The sequence below is a fragment of the Kutzneria buriramensis genome (assembly GCF_003387475.1).
GTDB classification, from domain to species: Bacteria; Actinomycetota; Actinomycetes; order Mycobacteriales; family Pseudonocardiaceae; genus Kutzneria; species Kutzneria buriramensis.
Window position 1 is genome coordinate 24,029 of record NZ_QUNO01000028.1, and the last position, 18,163, is coordinate 42,191.

Annotated in this window: 14 protein-coding genes; 5 read left to right on the forward strand and 9 right to left on the reverse strand. The window is 69.1% G+C overall.

Features of this window, described 5'->3' with window-relative positions; all coding sequences use genetic code 11:
- Positions 1 to 272: 272 nt before the first annotated feature.
- The 4 genes from BCF44_RS49570 to BCF44_RS49585 form a co-directional block, all read right to left on the reverse strand.
- On the reverse strand, positions 273 to 1,298 hold the full coding sequence (locus tag BCF44_RS49570) for an aldo/keto reductase (protein ID WP_116181568.1): 1,026 nt from the start codon (positions 1,296 to 1,298) through the stop codon (positions 273 to 275).
- Positions 1,299 to 1,531: 233 nt separating this feature from the next.
- Positions 1,532 to 2,320, reverse strand: coding sequence for a methyltransferase domain-containing protein (locus tag BCF44_RS49575; RefSeq protein WP_211353604.1), 789 nt, complete (start codon positions 2,318 to 2,320; stop codon positions 1,532 to 1,534).
- A gap of 108 nt (positions 2,321 to 2,428) precedes the next feature.
- Entirely contained in the window at positions 2,429 to 2,941 is a 513-nt protein-coding gene (locus tag BCF44_RS49580) for a HEAT repeat domain-containing protein (protein WP_170218173.1), read from the reverse strand.
- 235 nt (positions 2,942 to 3,176) lie between these two features.
- Entirely contained in the window at positions 3,177 to 3,857 is a 681-nt protein-coding gene (locus tag BCF44_RS49585) for a hypothetical protein (protein WP_116181570.1), read from the reverse strand.
- Positions 3,858 to 4,325: 468 nt separating this feature from the next.
- Here BCF44_RS49585 and BCF44_RS58860 point away from each other — a divergent pair, with 468 nt between their 5' ends.
- The gene (locus tag BCF44_RS58860) at positions 4,326 to 5,912 is read left to right on the forward strand and encodes a DUF11 domain-containing protein (protein WP_211353605.1); all 1,587 of its coding nucleotides are present in this window, start codon (positions 4,326 to 4,328) and stop codon (positions 5,910 to 5,912) included.
- 200 nt (positions 5,913 to 6,112) lie between these two features.
- On the opposite strand, the gene BCF44_RS49600 is transcribed toward BCF44_RS58860, so the two are convergent.
- The 3 genes from BCF44_RS49600 to BCF44_RS49610 all read right to left on the reverse strand — a co-directional run bounded on the left by BCF44_RS49600 (position 6,113) and on the right by BCF44_RS49610 (position 12,657).
- Entirely contained in the window at positions 6,113 to 7,630 is a 1,518-nt protein-coding gene (locus BCF44_RS49600; protein WP_116181571.1) for an SMI1/KNR4 family protein, read from the reverse strand.
- A gap of 147 nt (positions 7,631 to 7,777) precedes the next feature.
- Positions 7,778 to 12,277 carry a caspase, EACC1-associated type gene (locus BCF44_RS49605; RefSeq protein WP_116181572.1) on the reverse strand — a complete coding sequence of 1,500 codons (4,500 nt, stop codon included), beginning with the start codon at positions 12,275 to 12,277 and terminating at the stop codon, positions 7,778 to 7,780.
- Positions 12,274 to 12,657, reverse strand: a complete 384-nt coding sequence (locus tag BCF44_RS49610; RefSeq protein ID WP_116181573.1) for an effector-associated constant component EACC1 — start codon at positions 12,655 to 12,657, stop codon at positions 12,274 to 12,276. The genes BCF44_RS49605 and BCF44_RS49610 overlap by 4 nt, the downstream gene beginning before the upstream one ends.
- A 168-nt stretch (positions 12,658 to 12,825) precedes the next feature.
- On the opposite strand from BCF44_RS49610, the gene BCF44_RS49615 reads away from it, so the two are divergent.
- From BCF44_RS49615 to BCF44_RS49625, 3 genes are all read left to right on the forward strand, one after another.
- Complete coding sequence (locus BCF44_RS49615; protein ID WP_211353606.1) at positions 12,826 to 13,191, forward strand: hypothetical protein; 366 nt, start codon at positions 12,826 to 12,828, stop codon at positions 13,189 to 13,191.
- Positions 13,192 to 13,368: 177 nt separating this feature from the next.
- The gene (locus tag BCF44_RS59030) at positions 13,369 to 13,593 is read left to right on the forward strand and encodes an HIT domain-containing protein (RefSeq protein ID WP_116181574.1); all 225 of its coding nucleotides are present in this window, start codon (positions 13,369 to 13,371) and stop codon (positions 13,591 to 13,593) included.
- A 118-nt stretch (positions 13,594 to 13,711) separates the two neighbouring features.
- Complete coding sequence (locus BCF44_RS49625; RefSeq protein WP_281283254.1) at positions 13,712 to 14,200, forward strand: DUF5662 family protein; 489 nt, start codon at positions 13,712 to 13,714, stop codon at positions 14,198 to 14,200.
- Between the two features lie 488 nt (positions 14,201 to 14,688).
- Here the strand turns inward: BCF44_RS49625 and BCF44_RS49630 are convergent, their stop codons facing one another.
- A complete protein-coding gene (locus BCF44_RS49630; protein WP_147328982.1) occupies positions 14,689 to 15,006 on the reverse strand; it encodes an SH3 domain-containing protein in 318 nt (105 codons plus the stop codon).
- Positions 15,007 to 15,327: 321 nt separating this feature from the next.
- Between BCF44_RS49630 and BCF44_RS49635 the strand changes: the two genes are divergently transcribed.
- Positions 15,328 to 15,954, forward strand: coding sequence for a chloramphenicol phosphotransferase CPT family protein (locus tag BCF44_RS49635; RefSeq protein ID WP_116181576.1), 627 nt, complete (start codon positions 15,328 to 15,330; stop codon positions 15,952 to 15,954).
- 901 nt (positions 15,955 to 16,855) lie between these two features.
- Here BCF44_RS49635 and BCF44_RS49640 read toward each other — a convergent pair.
- A complete protein-coding gene (locus BCF44_RS49640; RefSeq protein WP_211353607.1) occupies positions 16,856 to 18,151 on the reverse strand; it encodes a glycosyltransferase in 1,296 nt (431 codons plus the stop codon).
- Positions 18,152 to 18,163: the final 12 nt, after the last annotated feature.

An 18,163-nucleotide genomic window follows, 5' to 3' on the forward strand; every position in this document is an offset into this window, starting at 1 on the left:
GAACCCGGTCACCCATGACCGTCGGCTCCGCCGTGGCAAGGCGACGCGGGGGCAGGACATTCCATGAACGCTCGCTCGTGCCGAGAGGCGGACGAGCGGAACCTGCGACAGGAGCGCCGCGCCGGACCCTGGCGTGCTGGTCGCCGACGAGCCCAGCCGGTGATCGCGAGCGGCCGCCGCCCGCGATCACCGAAGGATCTCCGTCACCTGGCCGGCGCCGACGGTGCTACCCCTGAACGGTTTCGGCCGGTGTGGAAGCGCTTGCCGCGCGGCTACAGCTCGCGGCCGCTGGCGCGCTGCTGGCGGCCCTGCGGTCCGTACGGGTAGTCGCCGATGAGTGGCTCACTGGCATCGTCCAGAAACGTCGTCTCCTCCACGGACAGATGGAGCTCCGCAGCGGCCAGGTTGTCGTCGAGCTGCTCGACCGTGCGGGCACCGAGGATCACCGACGTGACCGCCGGCCGGTCAGCCGTCCACGCCAGCGCCACCTGCGCCATCGACACCCCGCGCGACTCAGCGATCCCACGGACCGCGTCGATGACCTGCCAGGTCCGCTGCTGAGCGTTGCGTGGCGCGTACGCTTCCATGCCGCGCTCGGGGTCCTCGCCGAGACGGCTGGCGCCGGTCGGGACCTCGTCGCGACGGTACTTGCCGGTCAGCCAGCCGCCGGCCAGCGGCGACCACGGCAGGATGCCGATGTTCTCGTTCTGGCAGACGGCCGTCAGCTCGAACTCGATCTCGCGGACCAGCAGGTTGTACTGCGGCTGCAGGGTGACGATCGGCGTCAGACCGAGGAAACCGGTGAGCATCGCGGCCTTCTGCAGCTGCCAGCCGATGAAGTTGCTGACGCCCGCGTACCGGATCTTGCCGGCCTTCGCGGCGTCGTCGAAGAACCGCAGCGTCTCCTCGATCGGCGTCAACGCGTCCCAGGCGTGCGCCTGGTAGAGGTCGACGGTCTCGACCTGGAGCCGTCGGAGGCTGGCGTCCAACGCGCGGGTCAGGCTCGTTCGGCTCAGGCCCACGTCGTTGGGCCCGCCACCCATCGGGAAGCGGCCCTTGGTCGCGATCACCACCTGGTCCCGAACTCCGGGCCGCGTGGCCAGCCACCGGCCGATGATCTCCTCGGAGACGCCACGGGAGTACACGTTGGCGGTGTCGATGAAGTTGCCGCCCCGCTCCAGGAATCGGTCCAGCTGCGCGTGCGACGTCTCCTCGCTGCTCTCGCTGCCGAAGGTCATCGTGCCCAGGCACAGCGACGACACGATCGTGCCGGTCCCGCCGAGCGTCCGGAATTCCATGCCGTTTCCCCCTCCACACCGGACGTTCCGGTCGCGACCCCCACCCTCCTCCCGCCGTCTCGCCGCGTCCAACAACGGGTTCAGATCCCAGTAATCACGTCACCTTCTGAATCCGCCCGAGCCGGCCACGCGCAATCCGGCTCGGGCGGTGGCGGTCTGCGGTCACCTGTCCTTCACGCCATTCATTGCGCGCCAGATGGACCCACCGCCCCAATGCTTGACGGGTTGGGGAGTCAGGTCGGTTTCCGGCCCCAAGCGGTGATCATCGGCGCGAGCATGAGGTGCAGGTCGCCGGCGGCCAGGTTCTCGAGGTGTGTCTCGATCTCGTTGGGGGTCGCCAGTTCCGCGGTCAGCAACTGGTCGCGAACGTGCTGGACTGTGGCCGCTTCCAGAATGGCGCAGGCGCGTGACCCGATCGGGAAGTAGGCCTCCGCGCGGACATCCTCCAGGTCCACCTCGCCCAGCAGCCTCGGTAGCGTGCGACCGTACGCGAGGTCCGCACCGCGCTCGACCAGCAGCGTGCGGATTCCAGCGCGCAGTCGGTTGGCCAGTTCCTCGGCGGGACCGCGCTCGTCCGGACAGGCGAGCGGCTGCAGTGCGGGGTCCGCATCCTCGATCACCAGCCATCCACCCGGTCGGAGCGCATCCACCATGACCCGCAGCGCGGCCGCGCGATCCTCCAGGTGAACCAGCACCAGCCGGGCATGGACGAGGTCGAACTTCTCCGCCGGCGGCGGGTCGGCTGTCACGTCGTGCCGACGTACTTCCAGTGCACCGCCTGCCGCGGGCTCGGTCCACGACACGTCGATGTCGGTGGCCAGCACCCGGCCGCTGGGTCCCACGCGCTCTGCCAGGCCATTCGGCACCGAGACGCCGCCGGCACCGACCTCCCAACACCGCCATCCCGCGCCAAGCCCCACGTCGTCGAGATGGCGAAACGTCCACGGATCGAACAGTTCCGCGAGCGCAGCGAACCTTTCGCCCGCTTCCGGGCGACGGTTGTCGAGCAGATAGCGGCTCACGCCACCAGCATGACCCCGTTCACCGTCACGCGGGCACTGACGTTGACCAACATCACGCAGTCGGCTACGTGCACATGCCGCTGGTCGGCCGCTGCCGACGGGCGGCGGTCAAAGCCACGTTCGCAGGGTCCGTGTTGCGGCGGTGGCGAGCTCCGGGTCGTTGGTCAGCTGGTGAAGTAGCGCGATGGTGCGGTTGTCAGGACCGGCTTCGACCACTGATGCCAGAGCGCTGTGACGAACGTCGACGTCGTCGTCTCCGACCACGGCGCTGGACATCGCGTCGAACACGTCGGACTCTTGCGCGTAGGGGCCCAGTGCCCCGGCGGCGTACTGGCGTACCAGATAGTCCTCAGTCGGTTGGAGAGTGTCCGCGATGATCCGGCCGATCCGCCGCCGGTCGTCGGCGGCTGCCGGTGGTTGCAGGCGAAGGATCTTGAGGCACTCGACGCGGGCAAGGTCGTGTTCGGCCGGATCGGCGATCACCGAGGCGAACAGGGTCAGCGCCCGGGGGTCGCTCAGGTGGTCCTCGAGCTCGAGGATGATCTGGACCTTGGCATCTCCGTCATCGTCGCCGTCCGGCGTCGACTCGAACAAGGCGACGAGATGTGCCACACGGTCCACAGGTCCTCCACTCACTGGGCCGCCATGGCAACGGCCTTGCCGGGCTCGTGACGCGCGACAACGCCAGCCGACTATAGCCTCGGCCGCGCTGCACCGCGGTCCGTCGCGCGATGGCCCGGAGGTCACCGCGGTAGGCGCTCGACGACGTGAACGACAGGGCGCGACACACCGGGCTCAACCGGCCAGGGCATCCGAGCCGCGGTGGATGTCACCGGGGAACTCGCCCCGTGGCCGCCTATTCGCCGTCGCCGGTGCCCTTGCCGGTGGCGCACTTGGCGGGATCGTCGCGCAGACAGACCTTGCCGCCCGACACCCGCAGCCCCGCCTGGTCGAACGCCGTCACCCAGTTCGAGGCGATGGCAGTCTGCGCGACCGACAACGGGATCAGGCCCGAGCACACCGCGTCGGACAGCTTGTTCTCCACCGCGTCCTTCGGGTTCGGGATCGACCCCGGCTCCACCCACAGATTGCGCGGATCATCCGGCGCGCCACCGAGTTCCAGGGACACCAGGTGGTCGTACTCGCCCTTCTCACCGGCCCCGAGGCTGTAGGACTTGGCCGACTGGGCCTTCATCTTGTCCGTGACCGATGTCGGCGGCCGGACGGTTTTCGTCCAGCCGCTGCGGCAGATCGTGTCCTTGATCGTGTTCTGGGTGACCTGGGGGTTGATCGCGCCGGGCGTGCAGTGCGGGTCGGGCAGCGGCTGCCCGTCCCGCTGGCCGATGTGGCACGTGCCGGGCGCGGGCATCGGCGCGTTCTTGTCGTCCGCCGCCAAGGGGCCTGACGCGGCGCCGGTGCTCGGCGCGCCCGTTGGTGACGGGCCGTCACCGACCGGAACCTGGCAGGCGGCAACTGCGGTGAGCAGCGCGGACAGCGTGAGGGCAAGGGATAACGCGCGATGGCGGCAGGGAGCCATGGAGAGATCCTAACCGTGGAGATCGTCGTCCGCCGCGCGATCGACCGACGGATCGATCTGCGGCCCCTGCTGTGCCGCTCGGACTCGGGGAACTGCCCCGCTTCCTTCGACCGGCAATGTGGGCGACCGCCGATCGGGTATGTCGGCGGTACCGACAACCCGAATGGACTACGCCGGCCGCCTAGCGAAATCACCCGAACAGCCCTTGGTCGTATAGGTATTTTGGACCCGCACGCACTCTGCTGATCGTGGCAATCCTCCTTTCTGTTGGAGTACCCCATGTGTAGTAGCCGTGTTCTGCCTATCGCGATCTTCGCGATCTGTGGGCTCCTGTCGTCGGCGGTCACCGCGGTGGCGGGGGTCGCGAGGACGACCGACAACCAGGCCGTATCGGCATCCCCCATAACGCAGACTTTCACCTTCACCGGTGCTGAGCAGACCCTGACGGTGCCGGTGGGGGTAACCCACGTGACGGTGACCGCGGTAGGCGCCAAGGGAGCGCCCGGCGCGAGCGAGTGCGGCACGGGCGGTACCGGCGGCTTCGGCGAAACGGCCACCGCGACCGTGCCGGTCACCGGAGGACAAACCCTGTATGTCGAGGTCGGTGGCAACGGCGCCACCAACATCTCCGGAGGCATCGGCGGCGGTGGCGGCTTCAACGGCGGCGGCAACGGTTCGGGCGGCTTCCAAAGCGGCGGGACCTCCACGGGCGTCTGTGCGGGCAGTTCGGTGGGCGGGGGCGGCGGGGGCGGCTCCGATGTGCGCACCCTGTCGTCATCCACCCCGTTGCCGACCACTGACTCGCGGCTGGTCGTGGCGGCCGGCGGGGCAGGTGGAGGCGGCGGCAATCACGCCCCGTCCAGTGCCCCTGCCAACGGCGGCGGCGCTGGAGCAGCCGGTGCTGCCGGCACGTCCGGCACGGACATGTCCGCCACCTTCAACTCCGACGTGGGCCCACTGCCGGTTGTCGTCCACGGCGCCGGCGGCGGCCAAGCCGGTAGCGCCACCACCGGCGGCACCGGTGGCTCGCGCGGTCAGGCCACCACCGTGCCAGCCGGCTGCGTCATCACGAACACATCCGGCGCCGGGGCGGCCGGAAGCCTGGGACAGGGCGGCGGAGGAGGAGCCGCCGCCTCAGGCGGCGGTGGCGGCGGTGGTGGCGGCTACCAGGGTGGTGGTGGCGGCGGCTCGGCCGATGCGCTCTCCTGCTTCAGTTCTGCGGGTGTCTTTGATTTCGGGGGCGCCGGAGGGGGCGGCGGCGGCGGATCGTCGTTCGCCATCCCGGCGGCCACCGGGGTGTCCTTCACCCCGGACACCACCGGCACCTCGTCGGTGACGATCACCTACACCCCGGCATCCCTGACCACCGCTGCGGGCAGCGGACAGTCAACCCCGGTCGCCACCGCGTTCCCGACGGCGCTGGCCGCCGCGGTCACCGACGCCGACGGCAACCCGGTCCCCGGCGTCACGGTCACCTTCACCGCGCCCACCAGCGGGCCGTCAGCCACCTTCCCCGGCAGCGCGGCCAACGCCACCGCGGTGACCAATGCGACGGGAGTGGCCACCGCCCCAACCTTGACCGCCAACAACACGGTCGGCTCCTACACTGTGACCGCGACCGCCCCAGGCGTCAGCGGCACCGCCAACTTCACTCTGACCAACGTCCCCAACCAGGCCACCCTGGCGTTGACGTTGACCGCGCAAGTCCAGAAGACGGGCCTGTTCACCCGGACCGTGACCTTCACCCTGACCCTGACCAACCAGGGGCCCGCTCCCGCCACCGCGCCCAACGTCGCTCTGCAGATCAGCCCCGCACCGATGGCCTTCCTGTGGGCCTCGGCCACCCCAACTCCGACATCCGTGGACACGCACCTGTGGCGGACCATCACCTTCACCTGGACCGGTGTTCCGCCCACCCTCGCGGCGGGCCAGAGCACTACCTACACCGTCACCGGCGCATCCCCACTGTGGTCGGTCCTGACCGCCGACGCGACCGCGACGGCCACCCCGTTCACCAACACCGCCACCGCACGCACCACCATCATCGTGAAATGACCGCACCGCACCGCATCCCGGCTCTGGCCTGCCCGCGCCCCCCCCGCGGAGCAGGCCGGGGCCGTTGGGGTGCCCGGTCCACCTGGCCGATCCATGTCGAATGGCGGATGCGTGGAGCTGCGAGCGAACATCCGCAATTGCCGCGATGGTTGAGCCCGCCCCGATGGCAACGGCACGTCAGTACCGTCCATTCTGGACCTTCACCATCGCGGAGCCACCTCGCGAGTCCGCTGGTCGTCCGGTAGGAACACGGGCGGGAGGTGCGCGGTGCGGCGCGACGAGAGATCGCCGAGCGTGCCGGTGAAATAGCGGACCAGGAACTCCGCCGTGCGGTACGGGGTCGGCTTCCACTCCTCCCACTCGTGGTAGCCGACGACCACCGTCCAGTCGTCAGGATCGGAGGCGCTGGTGTCCCACCAGAACACATTGCCACCGTTGTGGACCTTCGCCCAGTGCAGCAGGCCGCCGGAGTCGGGAAACCACCCGACACCCGGAAGCACGTCCTCGTCCATGTCCTGGATGTCCCGGTAGGTCTCGCACAGGTCGCGATGCTCGGAGACCAGGTCGGTCGGGAAGGCGGCGGACGGCCAGTGCACCTGGAGACCGTCGGCGAACGTCCCCCGACCGTAGCGTTCGGCGATCCACTTGTAGGCCACCGGCAGGCCGCTGCCCAACTCCGTCTCGACCTGCGACCAGTCGATCACCGTCGGAGCGGGCGGCGGGCCTACCACCGACATGAGGTGGGCACAGTGCGGGGGCGCGTCCTCGCCGGGCGTGTCAGCCATCGGTGGCACGTGGACGGTGGCCGCTGTCCCGGCGACGGAGCGAAAGCTGGTGTCCTCGGGCCGTGCCTTGAGCACGGGCAGATCGAGCAGACCGGCCAGCCAGCGATGCAGGAACCCGGTGGCGGTGTAGGGCAGCCGTTGCCACCCAACCCCGTCGGCGTCCAACACCACGACGGGCCAACCGTTCGGTGTCCACCACGACGGCGCCCACCAGCAGGTCTCCCCGCTGGTGAACTCACCCCACGGCACCACACCGCTCGGGTCCGACAACGCGGCCGGCAGCGACCGGGGCGACGTGCTGTCGAAGCCGTCGGGGCCGCCGGGCGTGAGCAGCCGGAACACGCCGCCGAAGGTCCCTGGACCGTACTCGGCGACCAGTCGTTCATAGTCCTGGGGCAGGAAACCGTGCACCTGAGGCACATCGGGCAACGGCATTTCGAGCCAGGCGACGTCGTCGGCGAGCGGGGTCGCCTTCATCGTCGCCCCGGCGGCCGCGAAGTCCAGGATGATGTCCGTGGCACTGCGGGCCACCTCCCGCACCTCGCCGCCGTGGCTCGGGATCATGACGACCGGCCACGTCGCGGGATCGGCGCCCACCGGCCGCCAGTAGTAGCGGGTTGTGCCGTCCGTTGCCCACGGAATCAGGCCTCCGGCCTCGGGGAACAGTGGATAGGTGGTTTCGGCGCAGCCAGGCTCCGGCCACAGGTGCCGCAGCAGCCTCACACGTTCGTACTCCCACGTGACGCCGGCAAGAAAGCCACCCCGGCCGAGTCTGACGAGCTCCAGGGCACCGACCGCACAGGGCCCGTAGGTGTCGACGAAGTCCTGGAAGTCCGGCGGCAGCGAACTGCCGACCTGCCTACGAACGGCGTCCCACCCGACGCCGGCGTCCCGCGGCTCCGCCGGCCCCGGCAATGCCCGCAGCTGCTCCATGTTCCGTCCTCCCCTTCGGCAACGATCGCAGCATGCCAGAGCCCTCTGACAATCCGGACCGGTTCGGACGCCATCGACCGTCCGCTTCTGCCGCGGACGGCGCCCACTCCGGCTACTCGCTCATGCCGGTGGTGGGATGACCAGCCGCTAGGGGCAGGTGGAGCGGTAGGGCAATCCCGGGATGTCACGGGACCATGACGCCTCGTCGAGGCCGGTTCCTGTGATCGCACAGGCCCTTTCGGCCCCGTGATCTTGAAGTGTGGTGACTTCGCTGATGTCCCACAAGGCAGCGTTGCCGTCGAAGCCCAAGGTCGCGAGCGTGGTGCCGTCCGGTGAGAACATGACCTCGCGCGGCGGCTTGGTGGGCACGGGCACCGGGGCGCCAAGGTCGTGCGCGGCGGCACGATCGGTCACGTCCCACAGGATCACGCTGTTCATCAGGTTCGTCGTCGCGAGAAGCCTGCCGTTCGGCGAGAAGGCCACGCCGAGCACACTCACGGTGCTGCTGAGCGCGCTGGTGTTGCCATTGGGCTCGCCGGGACCGGTCAGCGGCTGCCCACGGCGGACGGGCTGGCCGTGAGCCAGGTCCCAGAGGATGATCCGGCCGTCCGCGCGCCCGGTCGCGAGGGTCAGGCCGTCGGGGCTGAATGCCGCCGCCGTGACATTCGTGCCGTCGCCCGCGATGACGGGGTCGGGCTTTTGTCGTGGTCGCACGGGGTCCGTGACGTCCCACAACGTGACCTTGCCGTCGAAGTCGTAGATGTCGCTCACGGCCAGCGTCCTGCTGTCCATTGTGAACGCGGCGATCAGCACGATGATGGCGGGCAGGTCTCCATCACGCTCGACGGGATGCCGCGGGTCCGACACGTCCCAGAGGATCGACTTCTTCTCGTCGCCGGTGACGAGCATTGCGTTGTTCGGTGAGAACAACGCCGGGCCGCCGCTACCCGGCAGGGTGGATTCGCGGACGGGGCCGGCGACGTTCGAGAGGTCCCACAACGTGGTCAGGCCGTCGGCGCCGCCCACCGCCAGCATGCGGCCGTCCGGTGAGAGCTGGGCGGTCTTCCCCGACGTGATCTGGGTGCGCGGGACGGCTCGGGACGGCTCGGTGATGTCGGCGACGGTGACGGTTCCGTTGGAGCCGCCACCGACGAGTGTGCCTCCCTTTGACCGGAACGCGATCGAGTCGGCGTTGGGGGTGACGGCTCCGAGCTGGCGGAGACGCCCGGCGGCGGCGGGGCGCCACAGGATGGCGGTCTGGTCCTGGCTGCCGGTCACCAGGGCCCGGCCCTGTGGCGCGAAGGCCACCGACAGGACGTAGTTGGTGTGGCCGATCAGCGGGTTTCCGCTTCGCATCGGGGCGGCGGGATTGGTGATGTCCCACAATGTCGTGGTGCCGTCGAAACCGGCCGTGGCGACCACGTCCCCGGCCGGCGAGAACGCGACGGCGGCGTTGTTTCCGGTCAGGGGCGGGCCGATCCGCGCGGGCGCGGCCGGATTGCCGAGGTCCCAGAGCACAAACGCGTTCTGGTTCTTGGAGTTCGGGTTCTTGTCGTGGGTCGCGAGAAGGGATCGCCCCGTCGAGAAGGCGATGGGCGACCGACCGGCGAGCGGCGCGCCGACCTGGCGCGGCTGAGCCGGATCGCTGACGTCCCACAACCGGATCTCGGCGTCGCTGCCGACGGCGAGTGTCCGGCTGTCGGGTGTGAAGGCCACGGAATCGACGCCGCCGCTCTGGGGAGAGTCGATCTTGCTCCTCATCGTGGGATGGGCGGGTTCGGACACGTCCCACACGGTGATCGTGTGACCGCCGACCGCGGCAAGTGTGTGGCCGTCCGGCGAGTACGCCGCGGCGAGGATCTCCGTGCGCTCGCCGGCGTCCAGCGATCCGTGTCGGCTGGGCTTCGCGGGATCGGACACGTCCCACACGGTCAGGAGCTGGTCGTGGTCGCCAGGAGTGATAAGGAACCGGCCGTCGGGCGCGAAGGCCAGGAACCTGACGCGGTCGGTGTCGATGACGATCTCGGGGCCGATCCGGCGCGGCAGGCCGGTCGCCGGCAGCGTCCACAGCCTGATCGAGCCCTGTTCCTTGGTCTTCGGCGCCGCAGTGGTCGTTGGCGCCGGGAGGTTCGTCGATCCGTTCTTGGCGACCGCGCCGCCGATGGGGCCCCCACCGCTGGACGGCGAGGGATTGTCCGGCACGCGGATCGTGGAGGCGGTCGCGACCAGGCTGGCCGACGAGACCGCGACCTGTCCGACCGTGTCGGTGAAGCCGGTCAGCGTTCCCGCGTAGGAGGTCCCGGCGAGCGTCCCGACCAGGCTCGCGTGGGTCTGCGAGTCGGGGTGGATCTTCTCCGCCGCGATACCCAGTTGCAGCGCGCGCCGCGGGTCGGTGGCGCGGGCGGCTTCAGCCTGCGAGAGGAGCAGTCGGGCGGTGGCGACGTCCTGCTGTTCTTGCGCCTCGGCACGCTGCTGGTCCGCGGTTCGGGTCTGCAGTACCGCGAGGATCGAGGCCACCACGGCGAAGACGGCCAGCAGCGCCAGGCCGGTCGTGAGCCGCCGAAGCCGGCGATTCTGCCGGCGCTCCCGAAGTCGCTGCCGGTCGGCCTCTGCCTCCTGCGCCCGCCGGCCTTCCGAGCTGGTATCGAGGAAGTCGCGTTCGAGCGCGGTGAGCTCGTGTTCGTTGTCCCGGGATTCCCGCCACAGCTCCGCTTCGGTCAGGGCGCGGCCCCGGTAGAGCCCGCCGGCATCCCGCTGGAGCCGCTCCCATTGCTCGGCCGCGTCGTTGATCTGCTGATGGACGACGAGGTCCGCGCTGTCGCGCTCGATCCACTGTCGCAACCGCGGCCAGGCCCGTAGCAGCGACTCGTGGGTGAGTGTGGCCGTGTCGGCGTCCACCGTGATCAGCCGGTCCCGGGCGAACACGTCGAGAACCCGCCGCACCGCCTCCACTTCGGACTCGGAACCGGCCGCGACCAGCTCGGCGCGCGGCACGATCCGGCGCGTGGGCTCGGCGCCCATGCTCACCCGGATCATCCGCAACAGCACCCGCCGCGCGACCTCCTGTGCATCCGGTTCTAGCGCGCCATAGGTCGTTTCGGCCCGTCTGCTGACCGACTCCCAGATGCCGCCGCTGGCTTCGTAGCCGGCGAGCGTGAGTGTGACGCCCGAGCGCCGCTGCCAGGTAGCCAGCAACGCATAGGACAGCAGGGGAAGCACTCCGACCGCGTCGAACTCCGCGTGGCCGGCGCGCAAATCCCGAAGCACGAGATCGGCCAGCCCGGCTTCGAGCGAGAGGCCGGCCACCCGCGCGGGCCTTTCGATGACTGTCCGAAGCTCCGCATCGGTCATCGGCGACACCAGGAAAGCGTTGTCGCGCAACGCGGTCACCAAATCCGGATGGGCCATGCACTGGGCGTAGAAGTCGGCTCGGACGCCGAGAACGACGCGGGTGCCCGATTCGGCCGCGGCGCGTAGGGCCTGTATGAACTCGGCCTGCTCGTCCTCGTCGCGACACGCCGTGAACAGCTGCTCGAACTGATCGACCACCAGCACCGTTCGGTCCGCGTGAGTGAATGGCTGTTGTGCCGCGAGGGTGGCCAGCGGATGCTCGCCCGGCGTGAACACGCGGGAAGTCCATCCCGACGAGCCGGGCAGCGCGCCGGATTCAAGGGCGGGCAGGAGCCCGGCGTGCAGGAGGGACGATTTCCCCGACCCGGACGGTCCGATGACCACCAGTGGGCCGTGCGCCACAGGGTCCCCAAGCCGCCGGACCAGTTCGGCGATCGCCTTGTCCCGGCCGAAGAAGTAGCGCGAGTCCGCTGGCCCGTAACGGTCCATGCCGCGATAGGGGCAGTCCACGTCGGCGGGCGGCTCGGTGGCTCGCCGCACGTCGACGGCCGCGGCGTTGGGCGCCAGCACCAACCGTCCGGAGGTATCACTGACGTGCTGACGGGGGCGAGGCAGTCCGTCTGCCGACAACGTCCGGTCCAGCCAGTCGTAGGCGTCGAGCAGACTCAACCATTCGCCGCGCGTCGGATCGCCGACGGTGAGCAACTTCAGCAGGCGCCCGGTGAAGGCCGTGTAGTCCTCCCCGGGCAGCGCCAGTGCAGCCTCGTCGCGCGCGGCGGATGCCAGCACGTGGGTGCCGCGGACCGCGGTCGCGGCGAACGCACTCGCCGCGACCGTCCCGTATGCGCCTTCGGCGCGGCCCGAGAAGCAGCAATCGAGCACGACGACGATCGATCTGGCGCGGCACCGCGTCAGCGCCTCCCGCACCGCCGAGTAAGGCAGAGCCTTGTAGGTCAAGCCTTCGACCAGATCGTCGGTCGCGTGAGTGGCCAGATACAGTTCGCCGTTACCGGGGCCCACCAGTCCGTGCCCGGCGTAGTAGACGAGCAGCACGCTCTCCGCCGCGTTCGCGGCCGCTGTGATCGCGCTGCCCAGCTCCTGCGGATGCGCGGGATCGTGCACCAGTCGCAGCGCCGCCGGGTCCACCCCGCAACGATCGAGCAGGACCTCCGCCAGCGTGTCCACCGATCGTTGCACCGCACGGACCGGCGAAAGCGGCGACCCGTCGACGTGGCTGCTGGTGCCGATCAGCAGGATCTGCGCACCCGGCGAACTCAACGCCGGTGCGGACGTCACGTCGGAGGGCCGGCGTCGGATCCGGCGGACAACGAGTCGCTGAGCTCGGCCACGAGCGCTTGGATCTGGTCGGCGGTCAGCCCGCGCACGTTCTCCACGTTCAGTTCGAGCGCCTTGCCCGGCGCCGTGATCTTCACCGAGACGTGGCCGACCCGGCGCCTCAGCCACGTGATCACGGCCGTCGCCAGCACCGTGGCCGCGCCACCCTGCCCCAGCGCCACCATCAACGCCGAATCGACGACGCCCAGCTCCGTGCTCGTGCCTCGCCCCGCCACCGGCCGGACATGACCGCGTAGCTCATCGGCCTCGGCCAGTTCTTGGTCCAACGACCGGAGCTCGTCGGACATGTGCTCGGCCTGGACCGTGATGGTCAGGTGCATGAGATCCCCAGCCCTGCATCGCCCACAGCATGAAGCGCCTGACTGATAGTCGGGGCCCTTCGCAACGGTGTGACGCGTCGGTGCGGGAATCACCCGTCCGGTCCAACGCGTCTCCGTGATCACTTTCCGGTCAGTGGAGTCGACGGAGCCGGCTCTGGAGGGGTGAACGTGGGCAGACTGGCTGTCATCGGGGATGTGGGCGGGCACGCGGAGCAGTTGCGGTGGGCATTGGACCACCTGGGCGCCGACGACGGGCAACTGCCGCCAGACCTGGTCGTGATCCAGGTCGTTCCGTTCGGCCAGATACACGGGCACTCGACGCTGGTGTACTTCGGCGACCAACGCTGGCGGTGTACGGGCCGAGTCCATCAGCGGACCGCGGTCGACTGGCGTGCCCGCCACGTGCGGGTCCGTGTCGGCGGTCGCGTGTTCATCGGCGTGGACCCTGGCCACGGCCGCACCGGCGGCGTCCAGTGGGAACCCCTGCCCCTCGACGGCGCCGAACTTCTCACCGCCGCACCAACCGGGGCCTAGTGCTCATAAGAACTGGTTTCAGAATGACTTTGCCAGTCACAGCCATCAGACACACCGCTCATTTTGAAACCAGTTCTCAATTGCACCTGTCTGGACGCACTGGAACCATTGCAAGCATGCGGTGGGCCTCGAAGACCTCGACGGAGCCACGAGCGCTCACGTCTGGTCGGCCATGACATGGCACGAGCCTTGCGACGCTCACGCATGCGCTGCGAGGGAATCAACGTCCTCCCCTATGACGGCGAAGTCGCCTTCCAGACGGTCTTCCATTTCCACCCGCACGTCATCCCTCGCCACCCAGGAGACGGCTGGACCCTCAAGGCCGGGTCGCCGGAACGCGAGAGGTCGCTCCTCGACAGCGACGCACAAGCGATCAAAGACGCCATCGCATCGACAGACTGACTGGTCACCTCCGCTCACGCCGCGGGTCGCGCGGTTCCGGCTGGGCGTGGCGGGCCAGCAGATTGCCGACGTGGGCGCTCCCCGGATCAGGTGCGGACCGCACACTTGACGCATGACCATGTCGTACGACTCCACGCCGGACACCCTGTGGCACAGCCTGCGAGTCGCCGAGCTGATGGGCGAGCTGATCAAAGAGTTGCTTGACCGGTCGGTCCGACACGACCTGAGCAAGACCCGCGAGCCGGAGCGGGCTGTCTACGACGAGGTCGTGCCGCAACTGCGCGCCACGACCTACGGCAGCGCGGAGCATCGGACCCTGGTCGAAGCGATGGGCGAGGGGCTGCGACACCATTACGCGCACAACCGTCATCACCCCGAGCACTTCGCCGACGGGATCAACGGCATGACCCTGGTCGACCTGGTTGAGATGCTGGCGGACTGGAAGGCAGCCACCGAACGCACCTCGCCGCATGGTGACCTCGCCGACAGCCTGACGGTCAACCGCGAACGGTTCGGTATCGCACCACAGTTGATGGACATCCTGGCGAACACCGCTCGCCACTTCGGATGGCTGACCGACGAGCCAGACCCGAACGCTGCGCCATGACGCGGCGCGGCGTCCGAACACGCACTCATGCCGAGGGTCGTGCGCAGCGGACATCTGCCTCTGCCGACGAGTGGGGCCGCTCATACCCATTCAGTTTGTCGGCGGGAAGTGGTTCAGTCCAGTGTGGTTGCTGCCGGCGAACGCCCCGGCCGCCGCACCGGGTTCTGTCCCAGCGACCCACTGCGAGCGCAGGTCAAGACCGCTGCCGTGAATCCGTTGTCCGGCCCGCTGCCCGCCGTGGCCATGCAGACGGTGGCGCGGTTCCGCGACCACAACCTCTCAATCCACCGATCGCGCGTGGTGCACGCAGTGGCGATGTCGCACTGGATAGACGGGGGCGGAGCCGCCCTCCCCTGCCTGCCATGTCGGTGTGGCCGGGTGGGCCAGCCGCGAGCGACTACCGGGCGGGTTGCCCGGTAGTCGCTCGCGCCGCGGATCCCCGGGAAGACCTCCCCGACTTGTCAGTGGCTGGGCGCCTTCGGCCGTTCTCAGCAGTACGGCCAGCTGGCATCCCAATCGGTCACAGTGCGTTGGTCGATCCAGCCCTTGCGGCCGGGCTTGTACTCGCCATACAGCCAGATACTCGTCCAGTCACTGCCGATGGAGTAGCACTCCCAATCGAACGTGTCGCCCTTCTTGCCGTAGGTGATCAGGTCGTAGTTCCAGCCAGGACCCGTGCGGATGGGCGCGTTGTCCGTGTTGATCACTGTCGTTCCCGCCATAGGCTCGGCGGCATGCGCATTCGCCGCCGGGGCCAGCGCCAGTGCGAGGACCCCAGCCAGGGCGATCGCTGCATTTTTCACCATGCCGGGCAGCGTCCCAGCGGCGTCTATCAATTCCCTATACCGCCCCCAACCACCCTCTCACGGTCGCGGGCCCCTCGCGGCGTCCTTCAGCGTCGGGCCGGTCCTCGTCTGCTGTGGTGCGCTGGTCGTGCTGCTGACCGTGGGCGCCCAGTGCGTGCCGGAGATCAGACAGTTGCGTCGCCGTGTCGCCGAGCCGGCAGCCGAACAACCCGGATAGCGGGCCGTCGTTTCCCGGTCGGTTCGTCGGCACTCACCCGTGGCGTCGTGAATTCGTTTCGAGCAGGATGATCGACACGGCCGCTGAATGGTACACTCTGGCGCGTGGATTTCCCGAACGACAAAAAAGGGCGCATCATTTTTCTGAACGGAGTGTCGAGCTCGGGGAAGAGTAGTATTGCCGCGCAATTGCTGCGGGAGCTCGACACGCCCTACTTCGCCATGGGCGTCGACGTCGTCAACGGTCTGCGGGCGAAGGAACGCACGCTGGAGCTTGGTGCGGACGAGCTTCGTGAGGTGCTCATGCGCACTCGGGCCGGCTTCCACCGAGCGGTCGCGGGTATGGCTCACGCGGGTAACGACCTCGTGATGGATCACGTGCTGAGCGAGCACTGGCGGCTGATCGACTGCCTGGCCGTGCTGGACGGCCTCGACGTCGTTTTCGTCGGAGTGCATTGCGAGCTGGCGGAGTTGCGCCGCCGCGAGATCACCAGGGGTGACCGCGAGATCGGTCAGGCCGAGGGGCAGCTCGCCCAGGTGCACGCGCACGGCCTCTACGACATCGAGTTCGACACCGCCGTTCAGAGCCCCCGTGATTGCGCGCTGCAGATCAAGGACTTCGTCGCCCAGCCGGCCCGGGTGCGGGCCTTCGACCAGTTGCGCGCGGCTGCCATCGAGAAAGGTGAGCTCCGTCCCGATCGACTCGGCGTAAGCAAGTCGACCGTATCCTGACGGGCAAAGCCGCACTCCACGGCATTGTTCTGCCGCCGGCTGTGGACGAGTGCGTCCAACGCCGCGAGCGCGCCCTGACGCCCGGTGAAATCGCGAACGACCGGAGGGGTGGCCTTCCAGGCGTCCAGGAACGGGCCCACCACCGCCCACTGCTGGTCGGACAGATCGCTGGTGTAGGCGTTGCGTTCGCTCATGGCCAGCCTGTACGCGTCCGCGAACCGGACGGCCTCACCGCCAGTCAGAACACCACGCCATCGTGGGACGACGAACTACACGAAAGCGCACAAACCGCCCTCTGAGATCGTGGACCGCCATACACACTCACCTGATCCGCCAACTACGTCCGGACAACGGCAGGCAAGAACGAGGTGGGATCTGTGCCCAGCCAGGAATCTGCAAACTAGCCCTGGACGTCAGCCACGCAGGGTTGTCCGCGCTACCTCGCGAATCGCAATTCAGGAGCCTGCACGACCGCAAACTTCAGTCGGACAGGACATCTGCAGGACATCTGTAGGTCTGGTGGGCCTGCTTCCGCCACCTTCGCGCGGAACGGACGACCTGCTCGCCAACCTCGACGCCGAGTTCCGCCGCCGCACGTGCCCGACCCAGATCCAGAGCACAGGACAGATTGGGAATGGGACGCCCTACTCCTGGTGGCATCGCCGGCTGTACCAGGTGGCTAGCCTCGCGCCGCGTCAGGTTTCGTGCTGATAGATCTGGCCGTCGGTGGGCACACGTCCGTTGAGCACAAGCCGCTCCGGTCGTCGCCGCACTGATCGACGCCAGTCGCGCAGCACAACGGAGTCCTCGGGCCACCACCACTCGCTGCGCGCCGCGACGGCCACAAGATCGCCATTCAAGTAGCCGCAGGTTGCGCATACGGCACAGTTCCTCGTGGAGGTTAAGCAGCCGCCTCCGCTCGCTGTGCCGCCGCGGTGAGCGGCATCCGAGTACGCGAGCCGGCCGCGCGACGGATGAGGCGCGCGTACGAGGCGATCATGCGGCGGCGACCAAACTGGATACGGCTGGTCAGCAGGGCGGGAACGAACCAGCGGCGGCGGGCCAAGGCCTCGGCCCAGGCCGCGGCGACAGCCTCGGGATCAGGCGCGGTGAGCAGGCCGCGGCCGGCCACTATGGACGCACAGTCGCCGACATCGGTGGCGACCGGGATGGCGCCGCACATCATGCCCTCGATGAGACACAGCGGGGCCGCCTCGCCGAACGCTGAGGTCAGCGCCACCACGTCGGCCGCGGCGAACAGCACCTGCGGGTCATCACGCACCCCCAGCCGATGCAGTCGGGACGACGCCTCCAGCCCGACCAGCGCCAGATCGGCGGTGAGGTGCGGGTTCGCGGCAGTCATCCCGGCGCCGCACATCACGACGTGCGCATCCGGTCTGGCCGTCAGGAAAGCCGCCGCGGCCCGCACGAACAGCGGCACGTTCTTCATCACGTCGTAGCGCGCGGCGAACGCGATCACCGGCGCATCAGGCGTGATGCCCAGCGCGCGCCGCAGTCGGGCACGCGCCAGCCGGTCAGGGCGGAAACGGCGCAGGTCGACACCGTTGGGGATCACCTCGAGCAGGTCGGCGGGGATCCCGGCGGCTCGGTAGGCCGCTCGGGTCGACTCAGCGCAGCACACCAGTGCCGCGATGACCCCGGTGCTCACTGCCGTGTGCAACTGGGTCAGGGCCTCCCCCTGGTTCTCCGGATCGGAACGGTGCAGGCAGGTGATCACGGGTTTACCCCGGGTGCCGGCCTGGTTGACCAGGCGCAGCGGCTGCTCCTTGAGCGTGAGCAGCACCTCGACACCTGAGATCTCCCGCTCGAAGACGGCCATCTCGGCCTCGTCGAACTCCGCCGGCCCCGTGCTGCCGTCGCGCAGCGCGGACACGGCTACGCCGGCGGCGACAAGCTTCCGGTAGCTGGCATCGTCCTGCATGCGCTGCAACGTCACCTCACGGTGAGCCTGCCCGTGGATGCTCAGTACGCGATGCCGCTGGCCGCGGCCGTGCAGGCCCGCCACGACGTCGCTGTGCAGGATGCGCGCTCCACCGCTGAAGAACCCCTCGTAGAGGGACAGCACACCGAGGTCACCGGCCACCCGCACATGGTCGGCACCACGTGTTACCTGCGCTGTCCTCGCCTGCTGCGCCGCGAAAACGCCGCGTAAATTCGTCTCCCCGACGAGCGGCACCGGCCGCTGCTC